The organism is Frigoribacterium sp. AC394, from assembly GCF_979258095.1.
On record NZ_OZ409834.1, the window covers coordinates 2,118,318 to 2,134,968 of the forward strand.

The window sequence follows — 16,651 nt, forward strand, 5'->3', positions numbered from 1 at the left end:
GTCGAGGCGCGAAGAGTCCCCTGATCGTAGTCGAGTGCGTGGGTGCGGGGCCGGGGCTGGTGGGCGGCCGCTCACCGACGCCGCGGAGGTGGCGGGCGCTCTGTTTCGAGCTATTACGCATCGATGCGTAGCGACACGTCGTCGGCGGGCACCTCGGGGCCCCGTCACCTACGACTCCTATGACTCCTACGACTCCTACGACTCCTACGACTCCTACGACTCCTACGACTCCTACGCATGCGTGCGTAATAGCTGATGCGCGCGCGCCCCCGCCCGTGAGTTCCGGGTGTCGTGACCGGGCCGTCGCGCCTGCGGGTCGGGAGGCGCGTGTCGGGTCGACCCGCGCCTCCTTCGGGTCAGGCCTCGGGCGTCTCGAGCAGGTCGAGCGCCGCGACGATCTCGTCGACCTCGGTCCGGGTCGTGTAGTCGGTGTGCACGTCGGCGAACACCACGGTGCCGTCGCGATCGACGACCAGTACCGTCGGGAACGGGATGTCACCCGTCGCATCGGCGTTGCTGTCGGCGACGTCGAACCCCAGCTGACCGTGCACGGCACGCGCGTCGGCGCTCGGCTCGGTGCGGATGCCCAGCGCACTGCTGAAGACGTTGCCCGGGTCGGACAGCACGGGGAACTCGAGCGAGCCGTTCGTCACCGACGCCTCGGACCCCTCGGGGGTCTGCGGGCTGATGGCGACCAGCGCGACGCCGCGCTCACGGAGCCGGGGCAGCAGCTCGGCCTGGTAGGTCTTGAGCGTCAGGTTGCAGTAGGGGCACCAGGCTCCGCGGTAGAAGACCAGCACGGCGGGGCCCTCTCCGACGGTCTGGGCGAGCGAGACCTCGTCGCCGGCGGGCGTGACGAGCGTCGCCTCGACGATCGTGTCACCCGCCGCCACCGCGTCGTCGGGGGTGCCCGCGGCACGGAGGGCGCTCTGCTCGTCGGCGAACACCTTCGAGAACTCGGGCCCGATCTGCGCCGTGAACCCCTCGTCGAACTCGGTCACCTGGTCGGCGATGCGGGGGGTGGTGGGGGATTCGGCGTTCGACATGGTCGTCCTCTCGGCGGTGAGCGGCACGTCGGGTACGTGCAGTTCGGCTGCGGCCGATCGTAGGCAGGCGAGCTGGGCGGGCGGCCCGGGTGCGTCACGCGGCGTCACACGCGACGGCGGTCGCGCATCAGCTCTGGCAGTGCGGGCACCAGTACGTGTCGCGCAGCTCGAGCTCGCTCTCACCGAGGGTGCCCCGGAGGATCTTCGTGCCGCAGCGCAGACACGGCTTGCCGGCCCGCCCGTAGACCCAGTCGGTCACGCCCCGGAGGTTGCCGGTCGTCGTGCGGTCGACGCGGTCTCTGTTGGCGAGGATCAGGCGGTGCGCGAGGTCGATCAGCTTGGGCCGGTTCTCGACCTCGCCGACGGGACGCGTGGGCAGCACACCCCGCAGGAAGCACAGCTCGTTGCGATAGACGTTGCCGACGCCGGCGAGCACCCGCTGATCGAGCAGGGCGAGACCGACCTCGCGCCGAGGGTCGGCCTCGAGGTTCGCGAGCGCCGTCGCGGCGTTCCAGTCGGGGCCGAGCAGATCGGGGCCCAGGTACGCGACGACGCTGTCTTCGGGGTCGCGGGCGACCAGCTCGACCAGGCCGAGATCGAACCCGACGGCGACCCACTCGGCCGTCTCGAGCACGACCCGTGCCTGATAGGCGGGGCGCCGCCACTTCGTGCCGTGGCGGTATACGTGCCACGACCCCTCCATCTTGAGGTGCGTGTGCAGCGTCAGGTCGCCGATGTGGTGCAGCAGGTGCTTGCCCCGCGGGATGACGTCGTCGACGACCTCGCCGGTCAGATCGACGGTCGCGAACGCCGGCACCCGGAAGTCGGTCGCCGTCAGCGTCTGCCCGTGCAGCACCGCGTCGAGGTTGGTCGCGGCGCGGTAGACGGTGTCTCCTTCAGGCATCGGTCACGACCTCAATCGGATGCCGCTGGGGGTGGGGGCGAAGCCGGCGTCGCGCAGGGCGTCGCCGAGGGCGGTGCCGAGCACGAACTCGCCGTCGACCCGCTCGATGGCGAGCTTCTTCAGACGCGTCCGCACCGTGGAGGCCAGCGACGCGGCCGCCAGGGCCAGCTCGCGCTCGTCGGGCTCGCCGAAGGTCAGCACGGTCTTGCCGCCCCGCTCGACGTAGACGGTCAGCCGTCCGTCGACCAGCACGACCAGCGAGCCGGCCTTGCGCCCGGGGCGGTGACCCGATCTCTTCTTCGTCGCCGCGCCTCCTGCGTCGACGGCCGTGCGATCGGCGGCCGCACGATCGGCGGACGAGGAGGCACGGGCCGCGTCGACCGGGGACCTCGCCTCACCCCGCGCCCCGGCCCCCGTCGCCGTGGTCGCCGCTGCAGCGGAGGCCGCCTCGGCCGCGCTCGCCGCCGCGCGGGCCGCCTCGTCGGCGGGGGCGCCGTCGAGGGTCTGCCCCGGCCAGGGGAGTGCGGCGCCGTACGGGTTCGCAGGGTCGGTCGCCGCGAGCGTGACCACGGGCACGTCGAGCTGGCGACCGGCGGCGACGAGGGTGTCGTCGTCTCGACGGTCGCCCTCGTCGCGGATGAACGAGCGGAGGCGGTCGACGGTCGGACCGGTGGCGAACTGCGCCGCCCCGAGCCCCTCGATGAAGTAGCCGCGGCGGGCGCGACCGGTCTCTTCGAAGCCGCTGAGCACCTTGTACGCCGTCGAGAAGCCGCCCCGCACGCCCTCGTTCACGACGGCGCCGCGCGTGACGACGCCGTGGCGCTCGAGCAGGATCTCGGCCGTCGCCGCGGCCCGGATCGTACCGTCGGGCTCGGCCAGCGGCAGCAGCGACCAGCGACCGCCCACCGTCGGCGGACCGGCCTGGCGGGGCATCGCGATGCGACCGCGGCTGCGGTACGACGACCGCGAGCGGGTGGGTGCACGGGGCCGGGGGGCCTTGCCGCCGCCGACCTGGGTGCGGAGCGGCGCGAAGGTGTCGTTGGTGATCTGCCCGGCCCAGACCAGCTGCCAGATCGCGGTGACGAGGGCGTCGTCGTCGGTGCTGCCGACGGCGTCGGAGAGCTGACGGAAGAAGTAGGCGCCGCCGCCCGCGAGGGCCGCCAGCACCTCGCGCTGGAGGTCGTCGGTCTCGGCGCCCGACGGCTCGGGCAGGGTGACCTGCGCACCGTCGGCGAGGTGCAGGCTGACCCAGCCGTCGTTGCCGGGCAGGGTGCCGGTGCCCGACCAGATGATGTCGCCGGTGGCGGTGAGCTCGTCGAGCATCGCGGGGCTGTAGTCGGTGATGCGGGCGGGGAGGATGAGGGACTCCCACGCGGAGGCGGGCAGCGAGACCCCGCTCAGCTGGTCGACGACCTGCAGCACCCCGTCGAGACCGCGCAGCCCCGAGCCCTTCAGCCCGGTGGCGACGTGCTGCCACGCGGGCAGGAACCTGCCGAGCGTCTCGGGCGCCACCGGTTCGACCTCGTGCCGCAGCGCGGCGAGCGACTTGCCGCGGAGGCGCCGCAGCACCTCGGCATCGCACCACTCGCTGCCCTGCTGGCGGGGTCTGAACTCGCCCTCGACGACGCGGCGCTGGGTCGCGAGCTTGCGGAGGGCGTCGAGCACGACGGCGCCGCCGAGCCCGAGCCGCTCGGCGACCATGGCCGAGGTGAAGGGCCCGTGGGTGCGCGCGTACCGGCCGACGAGATCGCCGAGGGGGTCGTCGACGGTCTCGACGAACGCGGTCGGCACCCCGATCGGCAGGGCGACCCCGAGGGCGTCCCGGAGGCGCGAGGCGTCTTCGATGCCCGCCCAGCGCACGACGCCGGAGTGGGTGAAGCGCAGCACGCGGTTCGACCAGGCGAGATCGGTCAGGGCCGTCTCGAGGGAGCGGTGCGCGTCGTCGCGGGCCGCGACGTCGCCGGCGACGAGCGTGGCCGCGAGCCAGCTGCGGTCGATGATCTCGTCGGTGGTGAGCGGGCCGAGCAGACGCAGCAGATCGACGACGCCCTCGATGTCGCGGGCGCGCCGGTCGGGGGCGAGTCGCTGCAGCTCGAGCTCGTGCTGGTCGATGACGTCGGCGTCGAGCAGCTCGCGCAGCTCGGCGCGCCCGAGCAGCTCTTGCAGCAGCGTCGAGTCGAGCGACAGGGCCGCGGCGCGGCGCTCGGCGAGGGGCGAGTCGCCCTCGTACATGAACGCGGCGACGTAGCCGAAGAGCAGCGACCGGGCGAAGGGCGAGGGCACCTCGGTCTCGGTCTCGACGATGCGGACGGTGCGGCTGGCGAGATCGCGGGTGAGGCTCATCAGCGCGGGGAGGTCGTAGACGTCTTGCAGGACCTCGCGCACCGCCTCGAGCACGATCGGGAACGACGGGTACTTGCGGGCGACGTCGAGCAGCTGCGACGAGCGCTGACGCTGCTGCCAGAGCGGTGAGCGCTTGCCGGGGTTGTAGCGCGGCAGCAGCAGGGCGCGGGCGGCGCACTCGCGGAATCGCGACGAGAACAGCGCCGACCCGCCGACCTCCTCGGTGACGATGTCGTCGAGATCGTCGAGCTCGAACGAGAAGAGCTCGGCCCCGGGAGGCTCGGCGTCGGTGTCGGGGATCCGCACGACGATGCCGTCGTCGGCGGCCATCGCCCCGCCGTCGACCCCGAGCTGGTCGCGGATGCGCGCCGACACGGCGAGAGCCCACGGGGCGTGCACCTGCATGCCGTAGGGCGAGTGGAGGATGAGGCGCCAGTCGCCGAGCTCGTCGCGGAACCGCTCGACGACGAGCGTCGTGTCGGTCGGCACGTACGAGGTGGCGGCCTTCTGCTCGGTGAGGAACGCGATGAGGTTGCGGGCGGCGCGCTCGTCGAGTCCGCCGGCGGCGACCCGCGTCGTCGCGTCGGCCTCGCTCGAGTTGGAGAGCTCGCGGATGTAGCCGCCGATCGCCTTGCCGAGCTCGGCCGGGCGGCCGATGCCGTCGCCCTTCCAGAACGGGACGCGACCCGGCTGGCCGTAGGCGGGCGACACGAGCACGCGGTCGTGGGTGATGTCTTCGATGCGCCAGCTCGTGGCGCCGAGGGCGAAGACGTCGCCGACCCGCGACTCGTAGACCATCTCCTCGTCCAGCTCGCCGACGCGCGCGGCCTTCTCGCCCACCATGAAGACGCCGAAGAGACCCCGGTCGGGGATGGTGCCGCCGCTCGTCACGGCGAGACGCTGGGCGCCCGGTCGGCCGGTGAGGGTGCCGTGCACGCGATCCCACACGATGCGGGGGCGCAGCTCGGCGAACTCGTCGGAGGGGTACTTGCCGCTGAGCAGATCGAGCGTCGCATCGTAGGCAGAGCGGGGCAGGGTCGCGAAGGGGGCGCTGCGCCGGACCGTCTCGAACCACTCGTCGGCGTCGAGCTCGTCGAGCGCGACGGCGGCGACCGTCTGCTGCGCGAGGACGTCGAGGGGGTTGGTCGGCACCCGCAGCTCTTCGATCAGGCCGGCCACCATGCGCTCTGCGGCGACGGCGGAGTGGATGAGGTCGGCGCGGTGCTTGGGGAACAGCACGCCCCGCGACGTCTCGCCGACCTGGTGCCCGGCGCGCCCGACCCGCTGCAGACCGCTCGCGACCGACGGTGGCGACTCGACCTGGATGACGAGGTCGACGGCGCCCATGTCGATGCCGAGCTCGAGCGAGCTGGTCGCGACCACGCACCGCAGCCGACCGCTCTTCAGGTCGTCTTCGATGAGCGCCCGCTGGTCTTTCGACACCGACCCGTGGTGGGCGCGCGCGAGCAGCGGATCGGAGCCCGAGGTCTGCCCCGAGCCGCCCATCAGCTGCGCGGGCGCGCCGCCGCCGACGGCGGGGTTGCGAGTCGGAGGGGAGGGCGCGAACGGGTCGACGACCACGTCGGCACCCGCTTCGGACGCGTCGCCTGCCGCAGGACCGCCATCGGCGTCGAGCGCCACGCCGCCGCCGCCGGCCGCGACCAGCTGGCCCCGTGCCTCTTCGGTGGCCCGCACCGCGGTCTCGAGGTCGCCGCCCTGGCGTTCGATCCAGATGTCGTTGAGTCGCGCGGTCAAGCGCTCGGCCAGTCGGCGCGAGTTCGAGAAGACGATGGTCGACCGGTGCTCGGCGATCAGATCGACGATGCCCTCTTCGACGTGCGGCCAGATCGACCCCTGAGGCGCGGCGCCCGCCGCCGAGCCCTCGAGCGGTGCGGCCGTGCCGAGCTCGGTCATGTCGTCGACCGGCACGACGACCCGCAGGTCGAACTTCTTGTCGGCGCGGGGGTTGACGATGGTGACCGGTGCCGGGCCGGCCAGGAACCTCGCGACCTCTTCGGGCGGACGCACCGTCGCGCTGAGGCCGATGCGCTGGGCCGGCTCGTCGAGCAGGGCGTCGAGCCGCTCGAGCGAGAGGGCGAGGTGGGCGCCCCGCTTGGTCGACGCGACCGCGTGGACCTCGTCGATGATGACGGTCTGCACGCCCTTGAGCGTCTCGCGCGCCTGCGAGGTGAGCATCAGGTAGAGCGACTCGGGTGTCGTGATGAGGATGTCGGTCGGGGTGCGGGCCAGCCGCCCGCGATCGCTCGAGCTGGTGTCGCCCGAGCGCACGCCGACCGTGATGTCGGGCGCCTCGGTGCCGAGTCGCCGGGCCGTCTGCGTGATGCCGACCAGAGGCGACCGGAGGTTGCGCTCGACGTCGACGCCGAGGGCCTTGAGAGGGGAGATGTAGAGGACGCGGGTGCGGTGCAGCTTCTCTTCGGGCGGGGGCGTCGACGCCAGCGAGTCGATCGACCAGAGGAACGACGCCAGTGTCTTGCCCGACCCCGTGGGTGCGATGACCAGCGCGTGGTCGCCCTGGCTGATGGCCGCCCAGGCGCCCTCCTGCGCGCGGGTCGGCGCGGCGAATGCCCCGCGGAACCACTCGCGGGTGGCGGGGGAGAAGCGGTCGAGCACGTCGTTCATCGGTGCCATCTTGCTCCGGACCACTGACATTCCGTCTCGCGCGCCTCCTCGGGGTCGTGACTCCCCGACCGACCGTCACCGGGCGCGGCCGGCGGCCCGGCTACGGTGGTCGCATGCCCCCCGCGCTCCGCATCGACCCGTCCGCCGGCCCCGGCCGTCGAGCGACGAGTCGCGGATGACCCGCCGAGGAGGCGCGGCTCTCCGCCGCGGGCAGCTGGCCGTCAGCAAGGCGCTCGCCTTCGCCTCGGCGCTCGCCCTCCTCGTCGGCCTGGTGCGGATCCTGCAGGCGCACGTCGTGGCGGGCGCGGCCTTCGTCGTCATCGCCGTCGCGCTGATCGCGGTCGCGTTCGCACTCGCCCGGGCGGCGACCCGGCGTCGCTGAGCCGACCCGCGCCTCCTCGGCCCGGTGTCGGCGGCACCGCCTACGCTGGCCGCATGCACAGTCGCACACTCGGCCGCACCGGCCGCGAAGTATCCGTCATCGGCCTCGGCACCTGGCAGCTCGGAGCCGACTGGGGTGACGTCACCGAGAGCGACGCGCTCGAGGTGCTCGGCGCCTCCGTCGAGGCGGGGGTCACCTTCTTCGACACCGCCGACGTCTACGGCGATGGGCGCAGCGAGCAGATCATCGGCCGGTTCCGCACCGCGAACCCCGAGGTCGACGTCACCGTCGCGACCAAGATGGGCCGCCGTCTCGACCAGCTGCCGGCCAACTACGTCCGCCAGAACTTCATCGAATGGACCGACCGCTCGCGCCGCAACCTCGGCGTCGACACCCTCGACCTCGTGCAGCTGCACTGCCCGCCCACGCCCGTCTTCGAGAGCGACGCCGTGTACGACGCGCTCGACGAGCTGGTCGCGAACGGGGCGATCGCCGCCTACGGCGTCAGCGTCGAAGAGACGGCCCAGGCCCTCACCGCCATCGCCCGCCCGAATCTCGCGACCGTGCAGATCATCCTCAACGCGTTCCGGCTCAAGCCGCTCGACGAGGTGCTGCCCCGAGCCGAGGAGGCGGGGGTCGGCATCATCGCCCGCGTCCCGCTGGCCAGCGGCCTGCTCTCGGGCAAGTACACGACCGAGACGACCTTCGCCGAGAACGACCACCGCAGCTACAACCGCAACGGCGAGGCGTTCGACCAGGGCGAGACCTTCAGCGGCGTCGACTTCGAGCAGGGCGTCACCGCGGCTCGCGAGTTCGCCGAGTCGGTGCCCGAGGGCGTCACCGTGCCCCAGGCGGCCCTCGCCTGGATCGTCGATCAGCCCGGCGTCAGCACCGTCATCCCCGGTGCTCGCAACGTCGAGCAGGCGCGCGCCAACGCCGCGGCCGGCGAGGTGACGCTCGACGAGGGGCTCGACTCCGAGGTCGTCCGCATCTACGAGAAGTACTTCCGCGAGGCCGTGCACCCGCGCTGGTAGCGCGCCCGGTGGGCTGGGCAGGCCACGTCACACCTCGTATCCGGCGTGACACCCCGAGAACGCGGGGTGTGACGCCGGTTCCGGGGTGTGGGGCCGGTTCCGAGGTGTGAGGCCGCGGATCAGCCGCGAGGGCGGTACACGCGCAACGCCCGGGGCAGCAGGCGCACCTCGTAGCGGAACCCGTCGCGCTCTGCGGTCTCGGGCAGTGAGGTGTCGCCCTCGCCGTCGTGCGCGATCGCCGGGCGGGGCGCCCCCGCGACGCTCACCGCGAACCGCGACGTGACCTCGGTCGAGAACGCCTCCTTCTCGGGCAGGAGGCCGAGGAGGCGCAGGGTCGCCGTGCTCCTCGGGCCGAACGCCAGCGACGACAGCGCCCCGATACGGCCGAGCCTCGAGCCGGACGACAGGGTGCGGACCTCGAGCGAGCCGTCGTCGAGGGCCCGGCGCCGCATGGGCGAGACGACGTCGTCGTCATTGCGCCCGACCCCGACGAAGACCGACCACGCCGTGCGCGCGGCCCCCTGGCGCACAGCGCCGCCGTCGCCCGTCGCATCGTCCGCACCGACGCCCGCCGCACCGACGCCCGCCGCATCGGCGCCACCGCGGCTCCCCGCGTCGCCGTGTCGCTCGAAGGTCACCGTGCGTCCCCGTCGCAGGATCAGCACACCGGACACGAGCCCGGCCACGCGCTTGCCCAGCCGCCCTTCGAGTCGGTCGCGCTCGGCGAGGTAGTCGGCGTAGACGCCGAGGGCCGTGGCGTTGATCGCGAGGTGGTGCGGCTCGCCGTCGACGTCGACCGCGGCGACGTCGACCCGCGCGCCGGTGCCGGCGGCGAGGGCGGCGACCGCGGTCTCGACCGAGTCCGTGCCGACGGCTCGCGAGAAGTGATCGAAGGTGCCGCCGGGCACGACGAGCAGCGGCAGATCGTGCTCGAGCGCGACGCGGGCGGCCGTCTCGACCGTCCCGTCGCCGCCGACGACCGCGAGCACCCGCGGAGGATTCCGCCGCCGCAGTTCGGCGGCGACCATCTCGCCGAGGTCGGTGTCGCCGAGCGACCGGTAGCGCGCCTCCGGAAGCCGCTTGCGCAGCAGCGTCACGGGGTCTCGCCGACGAGCAGCCCCCGACGCCCCGTTCGAGACGACGAGGACGCCCTCGCCGCGCGACGACGCGGGCAGTTCGATCGGTTCGCCGGCCAGAGCGGCCGGGCCGACGGGGTGCGCCGGCACGGGCAGCACGAGCCGCCCCGCGACCGCGACCCCGGCCCCGAGCAGCGCGCCGCCGACCACGTCGGACAGCCAGTGCGCCCCGACCTTCAGCCGCGAGTACGACACGGCGGCGGCCAGCGGAGCGAGCACGAGACCGGTGCGGGGCGACTCGAGGGCCACCCCGGTGACGAACGCGATCGCGCTGGCGGTGTGACCGGAGGGGAAGGAGGCGCTCCGAGGCTGGCGACGCAGCTGACGGCCGATGGGCACGTCGTCGAGCAGAGGCCGCGGACCCCCGACGAGGTTCTTGCCGACCGCGTTGGCGATCAGGCTGGCCATCCCGAGCGAGAGCGCGCCGCGCGAACCGGCGCGGCGGTTGCCGACGAGCAGCAGGACGGCGGCGGTCGTCAGCCAGAGCGTGCCGTGGTCGGCCGAGTGCGAGAGCCGCTTCCAGGCACGATCCGATCGCGGGTGCCGTTCGCGTCCGTTGATCAGGTTCGCGGCCGCGCGGTCGACACGACGGACGCCCATCGGCAGGGTGATGACGGGGAGGATCCGTCGTCGGGCGGCAGGGACGTCGTGGTCGGGGAGCACGCGTCCACCGTACCCGGGGTCACCTGGCGCTCGGCCCGTGGGGCGAGTGCGTGGCGGTGGCCAGAAGATGCCCTTCGCCGCGCCAGGAGGGGCGTCTTCCGACCAGCGTGAGGGGTGCGTGCTCGACGGTGGTCGGCAGATGCCCGTCGCCGCACAAGGGAGGGGCGGTCTGCGCCCAACGTCGCTTCGCTCGGCTCACGCGCCGCACGGGGCGGGGGCGGGGCGGCGACGGGCTGCTCGGTGGGCAGAAGATGCCCTTCTCGGCGCGGCGAAGGGCGTCTCCTGACCAGCGTGGGGGGCGCGTGCTCGACGGTGGTCGGAAGATGCCCTTCGCCGCGCGAGGAGGGGCGTCTTCTGACCAGCGTCGCCTCGCTCAGCCGCGCCGGGTCAGCCGCGCTCGCCCAGCGTCGCCGGCTCAGCCGTGCCGGGTCAGGCGTGCCGCGCGCCCTCGCCGGCGATCACGGCCCGGTACCCCTCGCGGAACGTCGGGTACGCGAACGAGAACCCCGTCGCCCGCAGTCGGGCGTTCGAGAGCCGCTTGTCGCCGCCCGACTGCCGCCCCGTGGGAGGCGCGCTCGGGGGAGCCTCGACCCCCAGCTCGTCCGCGAGGAACAGCAGCACGTCGTCGAGCCGGACGGGCTCGTCGTCGACGCCGAGGTAGACGGCCTCGGGCTGCGAGACAGCCGTCGTCAGGTGCACGATCGCGGCGGCGGCGTCGTCGCGGTGGATGCGGTTCGTGTGCGGCGACCCTCCAGGCCGGTCGGACAGCGTGGCCGCACCGCTGCGCACCTGGTCGATCAGTCGCTCGCGACCGGGTCCGTAGACCCCACCGAGCCGCAGCAGCACCGCCTCGGGAGCCCGTCCGCGCAGCAGCCGCTCAGCCTCGAGCAGCACGTCGGCGGTCGGAGTTCCGCCGCGGGCCGGAGTCTCCTCCGTCACGAGTCCGCCGTCGGCGACGTCGTAGACCGCGGTCGACGAGACGACGAGGAGGCGCGGGTCGGCCGCCGACGCCGCGATCCCGTCGAGCACGTGGCGCAGCCCGTCGACGTAGGTGGTGCGGTACTCGCCCGGCGTGCGCGAGCCGGCCGCCAGAGCGACGACGACGACCTCGGTGTCGTCGTCGACCACGGGTGTCTCGCGACGGAGGTCGACCGAGCGACCCTCGATGCGGGCGGGCAGCAGGTCGGCACGACGGCGGAGTCCGACCACGCGGTGGCCGTCGGCGGCGAACCGCAGACCCGCCTCGGTGCCCAGGTCGCCGCAGCCCGCGATCAGAACGCTCATGCTCCGAGGCTATCCCTCGCGCGCCTCCTCGATCTGTCGCGGGGGCGCGTGCGCGTCAGGGTGGGCGTGACTGGCCCCTTGTGCGCGTGGGAGGGGCAACAACTGACCACTGAGTTCGGCCGGGGGAAGCGTGCGGGGCAGGGTGGGCAGGGTGGGCAGAATGGGCCCTTCGCGCGCGTCGGAGGGGCGCTAACTGACCACTCGAGTTCGGGGCGCGCCAGGGAGGTGCGGCGCAAGAGTCAGGGTGGGCGTGAGTGGCCCCTTGTGCGCGTGGGAGGGGCGACAACTGACCACTGGAGCCGGGGGGCGCGGCGGCGCGCGCGTCAGAGGAGGTCGAGGGTCGCCTGGTCGGGCTCGCCGCCGAAGTACTTCGTCAGGGCGCGCCCGAACCGCGACTCGGCGGGCTCCGCCTCCGCGAAGAGGGTCAGCGACGAGCGCGCCTTGAGCGCGTCGACGCCGCCGAACACCGCATCGGCGTCGGAGATCGACAGGGAGAGCAGCACGTCCACGCTCTCGCGCAGACGCGGCCCGAGCAGCGGGTGCGCCAGGTACGCGCGGGCCTCGCCGATCGACCCGATCGCGTAGTGCTGCGCCGTCGCACTGCGACCCAGCCCCGCGATCTGCGGGAACACGAACCACATCCAGTGGCTCACCTTGCGACCGTCGCGCAGCTCGGAGAGGGCGCGGTCGTAGGTGCCGTGCGCCTCCTGGGCCGTGACGAAGCGGTCGAGGTCGAACGGGTCGGTATCGGTGTCGGCGTCGCCGTGACGGCTGTGCGGGTCGGTGCCGGTCGGATCGCTCATCGGTCTGTTCTACGCCGCACCGGACCCGCTAGTCTGGTCGGCTGCCCACGGGGCGGCGCGCATCGACCGCACGCACCTGCGGCCGGAAGGCCCGACATGACCCCGACCGACCCGACGCCCACCGACCGAGCACCGATCGTCATCGAGCGCATCGCCATCCCGCAGACGATCGACGCGCCCGACGCCGCCGACTTCGTCGAGTCCGTCGCCGTCGAGAACGCGATCCGGGCCGACGCGATCGGCTCCGACGACCTGGCCTGGCTGCCCGACGAGCAGCTGCCGAACTGGCTCGACGCCTACAGGGACATGCGCTGGTACGTCGTCCGCGACGCCGGGCGCATCGTCGCGACCGGGTCGTACGAGAGCCGACTCGACGGCGACGGCGCGAGCACCGCCTACGTCGACGTGATGGTGCTCCCCTCGCACCGGCGCCGGGGGATCGGCTCGGCGCTGCTCGCCCACGTCGAGGAGGTCGCGCGCCGCGAGGGCCGGACCCAGGCGATCGCCTACGTGCGGTCGACCGGCGAGGCCGAGCCGCGCCTCCTGCCCCCCACCGGCGCCGGGTCGGTCGGAGCCGACGATGCGGCCGTGCAGCTGCTGCAGGGCGCCGGCTGGGTGCTCGGGCAGGTGGTGCGCTGCAGCCGCCTGGCGTTGCCGGTGGACGAGGAGGCGCTGGCCGGCATCCGAGACCGCGCCCGCACCGCCGCCGGTGACGACTACCGACTGCACACCTGGGTCGGACGCTCACCCGAGCGGTGGCTCGACGACCTCGCCGCGCTCGAGACGCGGATGAGCACGGACGCCCCCTCGGGCGGCGTCGACGAGCCGGAGGACGTCTGGACGCCCGAGCGGTTCCGCGACGCCGAGGAGAAGGCGCTCGCCGGTCCGCGGACGCGGTTCACCGCCGCCGTCGAGCACGTGCCGACCGGGCGGCTGGCGGGGTTCAGCCAGCTCGAGGCGCCGGCCGAGCGGACCCGACCGGCGTTCCAGCAGGACACCCTCGTGCTGCGCGAGCACCGCGGGCACCGACTCGGCTGGCTGTTGAAGATCGCGACGACCGACCTGCTCACCGCCGAACGCCCCGGTCACCCGGGCGTCTTCACCTTCAACGCCGAGGAGAACCGCCCCATGCTCGACGTCAACGAGGCCGTCGGCTTCGTCCCCTTCGAGTACGAGGGGGTGTGGAGCAGGAGGCTCAGGCCGTGAAGTCGGCGCTGATCGTCGCGGTGACCTCGATGTCGGCGGGGTGCAGGTCGTAGACCACCGAACCGCCGTCGTCGAGCATCGAGGCGGCCATCAGCGAACGGGATGAGCCGAAGCCGAGGTGACCCGCGCCTCCTGACCCTCCTTCGCCCGGTCGCAGCCCCGGCTCGTAGACGGCCTGCAGCACGGGGCTGCCGAGACCCAGCGCGTCGGCGTAGTCGGAGGCGCGCGCCACGGCGTCGGCGACCGCGGCGAGACGGGCGTCCTGTTCGACCTCGGCGCGACGCGCGTGACCGAGCGACCACTCGATGCCGTCGATCGACACGCCCTCGACGTGCGCGAGCTCGCCGACCCAGTCGGCCAGCGCGGCGAAGTCCTGGAACCGCACCTCGATCGTCGACCGCGTGCGGTACCGGACCGAGGAGGCGCGGCTCCCGTCGGGCGACGCCGGCTCGGTCACGAGACCGACCGACACCGATCGCGCCGTCCACCAGGTGGCCGCGCCCTGCCGGCGCAGCACCGTCGCCTGCTCGGTGACCCGGTTGTGCACCGCGATGCCCTCGTCGACGACGGCCGCGCGGTCGTCGCCCTCGAGCTCGACCGCCAGCCGGAGCAGGCCCCGCTCGGCGTGATGACGGTGCGTGACGGTGCCCGAGACGACGATGTCGGCCATGTCTCCGCCGCCCCCTAGACGACCAGGTCGGTGCTGTCGGGCGCGTGCGTGCCCTCGGCGGTGAACGGGTTCGTCACCCTCGAGATGAACGCGTTCAGGTCGTCGAGCTCGTCTTGCGAGACGCCGTGGGCGAGCTCGGCGTAGACCTCGACGTCGGCGTCGGCGTGCTCGCCGAGCCACTCGACGGTGCGGGTCACGGCGTCGATCGGGATGACCTGGTCGGCGTCGCCGCGACCGTAGAAGACGGCGGGGCGCACCCGCGCGAGGGCGGCGTCGGCGTCTGCCGAGGCGGGGTCGGCGACCACGAAGCCGGCCAGCACGGCCGCGAACGTGAAGCGCTCGGGCGCGCGGCGCAGCAGCTGCAGCGACAGCGAGCCGCCCTGCGAGAAGCCGAGCAGGCTGACGCTCGTGTACGACTCGGCCAGCGAGTCGAGCCAGTCGAGGACGGCGGTCGCCGCCTCGTCGACCGGCGCGGGGTCGGGCGAGCCCGGCAGAGCGAGCGGGTACCACGAGAAGCCGTCGCCGTGAGGCAAGGGCGCTCGCAGCGAGGCGATCGCGAAGGCCTGCGGCAGATAGGGAGCCAGCCCGATCAGATCGCCCTCGTGCGAACCGACCCCGTGCAGCAGCACCAGCAGCGGCCGACCGTCGCGCTCGGACTCGTCGACGGACCACGTGACCACGGAGGGATCGATCTGCACCATGGCCAGAGCCTATCCAGCACCACCGTCGCCGTGTTCGCCTGTAGCGTTTTCGTCACCCGACCGTCACACGGGGTTGGTAGACATGCCTCATGAGCTCCGTGCAGACCCCTGACCCCAATCCCGGCTGGCTCTCGGAGGAGGAGCTCTTCCAGATACGTCAGCGGCTGCCGATCCTGTACGTCGAGGCGGTGCCGGTGCGCGTCGACGGCATGGGCGTCGTCACCGAGGTGGGCGTGCTGCTGCGCGCCTCGTCGGAGGGCTCGATGTCGCGCATGCTCGTCTCGGGCCGCGTCATGTACGGCGAGAGCCTGCGCACGGCGCTCTTCCGCCACCTCGAGAAGGACCTCGGGCCGATGGCGTTCCCGCAGCTGCCGCTGTCGCCCGTGCCGTTCCAGGTGGCCGAGTACTTCCCGCTGCCGGGGTCGTCGGTCTACACCGACGCGCGTCAGCACGCCGTGTCGCTCGCGTACGTCGTGCCGGTCACGGGCACCTGCGACCCGCGCCAGGACGCCCTCGAGCTCACGTGGCTGACGCCGCACCAGGCGGCGAGCGACGACGTGGCCGCCGAGATGGAGGGCGGGCGCGGCGCTCTGCTGCGCAGCGCGCTCGCCTCCGTCGGCGCCCTGCAGTAGCCCGCCGCCGCGCCGCCCCGCCGGCGCTCGTTCGCTGCGACACCTCGAAAGCCGCGCTACACCCGCATTCATCGGGGTGTAGCGCGGCTTTCGGGGTGCTGGGCCGGTCATCCACAGCCGAGGAGGCGCGGGTGGCGCCGTGCGGATCACATGCGTCATGCTCTACCCGTGCTCGAAACGCTGATCCGCCGTGACTCCGTCATCCGATCGGGCGGCGACAGCTCCACGATCGAGCGCGATGCCCGGCGAGGGCTCCTGCGGCGGGTCGCACCCGGCGCCTACGTGCCCACTCCGGTCTGGCAGGCGCTCACGGCCGCCGAGCGCCATGTGATGCGGGTGCACGCCATCGTGCCGCGGTTCGGCGACGAGGTCGTCGTCTCGCACGAGTCGGCGTTGGCGCTCCGCGGCTTCCCGCTGCTGGGGGACTGGCCCGAGCGCGTGCACGTCATCGACCCCCGGCGTCATCGCGACAAGGTCGGCCCCTGGGCGCATCAGCACGCTGGGCCGTTCGTCAGCGGCGAGATCGATATCGTCGACGGTCTGCGCGTCGCGGTGCCTCGTCAGGCCGCCGTCGACGCGGTGAGGCGACACGATCTCGCGGGCGGGGCCGTGATCCTCGACCACGGTCTGCGCACCGGCGCCTTCTCGCGAGCGGAGCTCGAGGCGGTGGCGGCACGGCGTCCCGGCGTTCCGGGCAGTCGACGCGCCGCGGCCGCGATCGCCTTCGCCGACGCCCGCGCCGATTCGCCGGGCGAGTCCCTGAGTCGCGCTGTCATCCACCTCGCCGGCCTCTCGAAGCCCGAGCTGCAGGCCCGGTTCCCGCGGGGAGGATCGCTCGTGGGGATCGTCGACTTCTGGTGGCCCGAATGCGGAGTGATCGGCGAGTTCGACGGCGAAGTGAAGTACCGCGATGCGGGCCCGAGGCGCGGACGCACGCCCGAGCAGGTCGTCATCGACGAGAAGCGCCGAGAGGACGCCCTGCGCTCGCTGCCCGGCGTGAGGGCCGTCGTGAGGTGGAGCTGGGCCGACGCCCTCCGGAAGGACCCGCTCGTCGCTGCGCTCCGCCGCGCCGGCGTGCGCTGACGCGCGGCGCGGCGCGGCGCGCGGCGCGCGGCGCGCGCTCGGCGCGGCGCGCCGCGCGCGGCGCGCGCTGCAACGCGCAACACCCCGTTCTCGGCGCTACACCCCGATGAATGCGGGTGTT

Annotated in this window: 13 protein-coding genes; 5 read left to right on the forward strand and 8 right to left on the reverse strand. The window is 73.4% G+C overall.

Translation table 11 applies throughout. The features are described from left to right. Nucleotides 1-356 precede the first annotated feature (356 nt). The 3 genes from ACZZY9_RS09845 to ACZZY9_RS09855 form a co-directional block, all read right to left on the reverse strand. On the reverse strand, nucleotides 357-1,046 hold the full coding sequence (locus ACZZY9_RS09845; protein ID WP_463463957.1) for a peroxiredoxin-like family protein: 690 nt from the start codon (nucleotides 1,044-1,046) through the stop codon (nucleotides 357-359). Between the two features lie 127 nt (nucleotides 1,047-1,173). Then, nucleotides 1,174-1,950 carry a DNA-formamidopyrimidine glycosylase family protein gene (locus ACZZY9_RS09850; RefSeq protein WP_463463958.1) on the reverse strand — a complete coding sequence of 259 codons (777 nt, stop codon included), beginning with the start codon at nucleotides 1,948-1,950 and terminating at the stop codon, nucleotides 1,174-1,176. Nucleotides 1,951-1,953: 3 nt separating this feature from the next. Continuing rightward, the gene (locus ACZZY9_RS09855) at nucleotides 1,954-6,936 is read right to left on the reverse strand and encodes an Lhr family ATP-dependent helicase (protein WP_463463959.1); all 4,983 of its coding nucleotides are present in this window, start codon (nucleotides 6,934-6,936) and stop codon (nucleotides 1,954-1,956) included. Between the two features lie 175 nt (nucleotides 6,937-7,111). On the opposite strand from ACZZY9_RS09855, the gene ACZZY9_RS09860 reads away from it, so the two are divergent. After that, nucleotides 7,112-7,318 carry a hypothetical protein gene (locus tag ACZZY9_RS09860; RefSeq protein ID WP_192060968.1) on the forward strand — a complete coding sequence of 69 codons (207 nt, stop codon included), beginning with the start codon at nucleotides 7,112-7,114 and terminating at the stop codon, nucleotides 7,316-7,318. Between the two features lie 53 nt (nucleotides 7,319-7,371). Beyond that, nucleotides 7,372-8,352, forward strand: coding sequence for an aldo/keto reductase (locus tag ACZZY9_RS09865; protein WP_463463960.1), 981 nt, complete (start codon nucleotides 7,372-7,374; stop codon nucleotides 8,350-8,352). 119 nt (nucleotides 8,353-8,471) lie between these two features. On the opposite strand, the gene ACZZY9_RS09870 is transcribed toward ACZZY9_RS09865, so the two are convergent. The 3 genes from ACZZY9_RS09870 to ACZZY9_RS09880 form a co-directional block, all read right to left on the reverse strand. Continuing rightward, nucleotides 8,472-10,151: a phosphatase PAP2 family protein gene (locus tag ACZZY9_RS09870; RefSeq protein WP_463463961.1), complete on the reverse strand. Its 1,680-nt coding sequence runs from the start codon at nucleotides 10,149-10,151 to the stop codon at nucleotides 8,472-8,474. Nucleotides 10,152-10,580: 429 nt separating this feature from the next. Further along, nucleotides 10,581-11,435 carry an NAD-dependent epimerase/dehydratase family protein gene (locus tag ACZZY9_RS09875; RefSeq protein WP_463463962.1) on the reverse strand — a complete coding sequence of 285 codons (855 nt, stop codon included), beginning with the start codon at nucleotides 11,433-11,435 and terminating at the stop codon, nucleotides 10,581-10,583. A gap of 323 nt (nucleotides 11,436-11,758) precedes the next feature. After that, the gene (locus tag ACZZY9_RS09880) at nucleotides 11,759-12,238 is read right to left on the reverse strand and encodes a DUF1810 domain-containing protein (RefSeq protein ID WP_463463963.1); all 480 of its coding nucleotides are present in this window, start codon (nucleotides 12,236-12,238) and stop codon (nucleotides 11,759-11,761) included. A gap of 96 nt (nucleotides 12,239-12,334) precedes the next feature. On the opposite strand from ACZZY9_RS09880, the gene ACZZY9_RS09885 reads away from it, so the two are divergent. Then, the gene (locus ACZZY9_RS09885) at nucleotides 12,335-13,444 is read left to right on the forward strand and encodes an N-acetyltransferase family protein (protein WP_463463964.1); all 1,110 of its coding nucleotides are present in this window, start codon (nucleotides 12,335-12,337) and stop codon (nucleotides 13,442-13,444) included. Here the strand turns inward: ACZZY9_RS09885 and ACZZY9_RS09890 are convergent. Then, nucleotides 13,434-14,114 carry an SIMPL domain-containing protein gene (locus ACZZY9_RS09890; protein ID WP_320480046.1) on the reverse strand — a complete coding sequence of 227 codons (681 nt, stop codon included), beginning with the start codon at nucleotides 14,112-14,114 and terminating at the stop codon, nucleotides 13,434-13,436. The genes ACZZY9_RS09885 and ACZZY9_RS09890 overlap by 11 nt on opposite strands. A 14-nt stretch (nucleotides 14,115-14,128) precedes the next feature. Further along, complete coding sequence (locus ACZZY9_RS09895; protein WP_463463965.1) at nucleotides 14,129-14,815, reverse strand: alpha/beta hydrolase; 687 nt, start codon at nucleotides 14,813-14,815, stop codon at nucleotides 14,129-14,131. A gap of 89 nt (nucleotides 14,816-14,904) precedes the next feature. On the opposite strand from ACZZY9_RS09895, the gene ACZZY9_RS09900 reads away from it, so the two are divergent. Next, on the forward strand, nucleotides 14,905-15,447 hold the full coding sequence (locus ACZZY9_RS09900) for an NUDIX hydrolase family protein (RefSeq protein ID WP_192060976.1): 543 nt from the start codon (nucleotides 14,905-14,907) through the stop codon (nucleotides 15,445-15,447). A gap of 168 nt (nucleotides 15,448-15,615) precedes the next feature. After that, nucleotides 15,616-16,530, forward strand: coding sequence for a hypothetical protein (locus ACZZY9_RS09905; protein WP_463463966.1), 915 nt, complete (start codon nucleotides 15,616-15,618; stop codon nucleotides 16,528-16,530). Nucleotides 16,531-16,651 lie beyond the last annotated feature (121 nt).

Excerpts from the sequence above, each read along its gene's own strand:
- ACZZY9_RS09845 (WP_463463957.1), bottom strand. The coding sequence starts at position 1,046 with ATGTCGAACGCCGAATCCCCCACCACCCCCCGCATCGCCGACCAGGTG.
- ACZZY9_RS09850 (WP_463463958.1), bottom strand. The coding sequence starts at position 1,950 with ATGCCTGAAGGAGACACCGTCTACCGCGCCGCGACCAACCTCGACGCG.
- ACZZY9_RS09855 (WP_463463959.1), bottom strand. The coding sequence starts at position 6,936 with ATGAACGACGTGCTCGACCGCTTCTCCCCCGCCACCCGCGAGTGGTTC.
- ACZZY9_RS09860 (WP_192060968.1), top strand. The coding sequence starts at position 7,112 with ATGACCCGCCGAGGAGGCGCGGCTCTCCGCCGCGGGCAGCTGGCCGTC.
- ACZZY9_RS09865 (WP_463463960.1), top strand. The coding sequence starts at position 7,372 with ATGCACAGTCGCACACTCGGCCGCACCGGCCGCGAAGTATCCGTCATC.
- ACZZY9_RS09875 (WP_463463962.1), bottom strand. The coding sequence starts at position 11,435 with ATGAGCGTTCTGATCGCGGGCTGCGGCGACCTGGGCACCGAGGCGGGT.
- ACZZY9_RS09880 (WP_463463963.1), bottom strand. The coding sequence starts at position 12,238 with ATGAGCGATCCGACCGGCACCGACCCGCACAGCCGTCACGGCGACGCC.
- ACZZY9_RS09885 (WP_463463964.1), top strand. The coding sequence starts at position 12,335 with ATGACCCCGACCGACCCGACGCCCACCGACCGAGCACCGATCGTCATC.
- ACZZY9_RS09890 (WP_320480046.1), bottom strand. The coding sequence starts at position 14,114 with ATGGCCGACATCGTCGTCTCGGGCACCGTCACGCACCGTCATCACGCC.
- ACZZY9_RS09895 (WP_463463965.1), bottom strand. The coding sequence starts at position 14,815 with ATGGTGCAGATCGATCCCTCCGTGGTCACGTGGTCCGTCGACGAGTCC.
- ACZZY9_RS09900 (WP_192060976.1), top strand. The coding sequence starts at position 14,905 with ATGAGCTCCGTGCAGACCCCTGACCCCAATCCCGGCTGGCTCTCGGAG.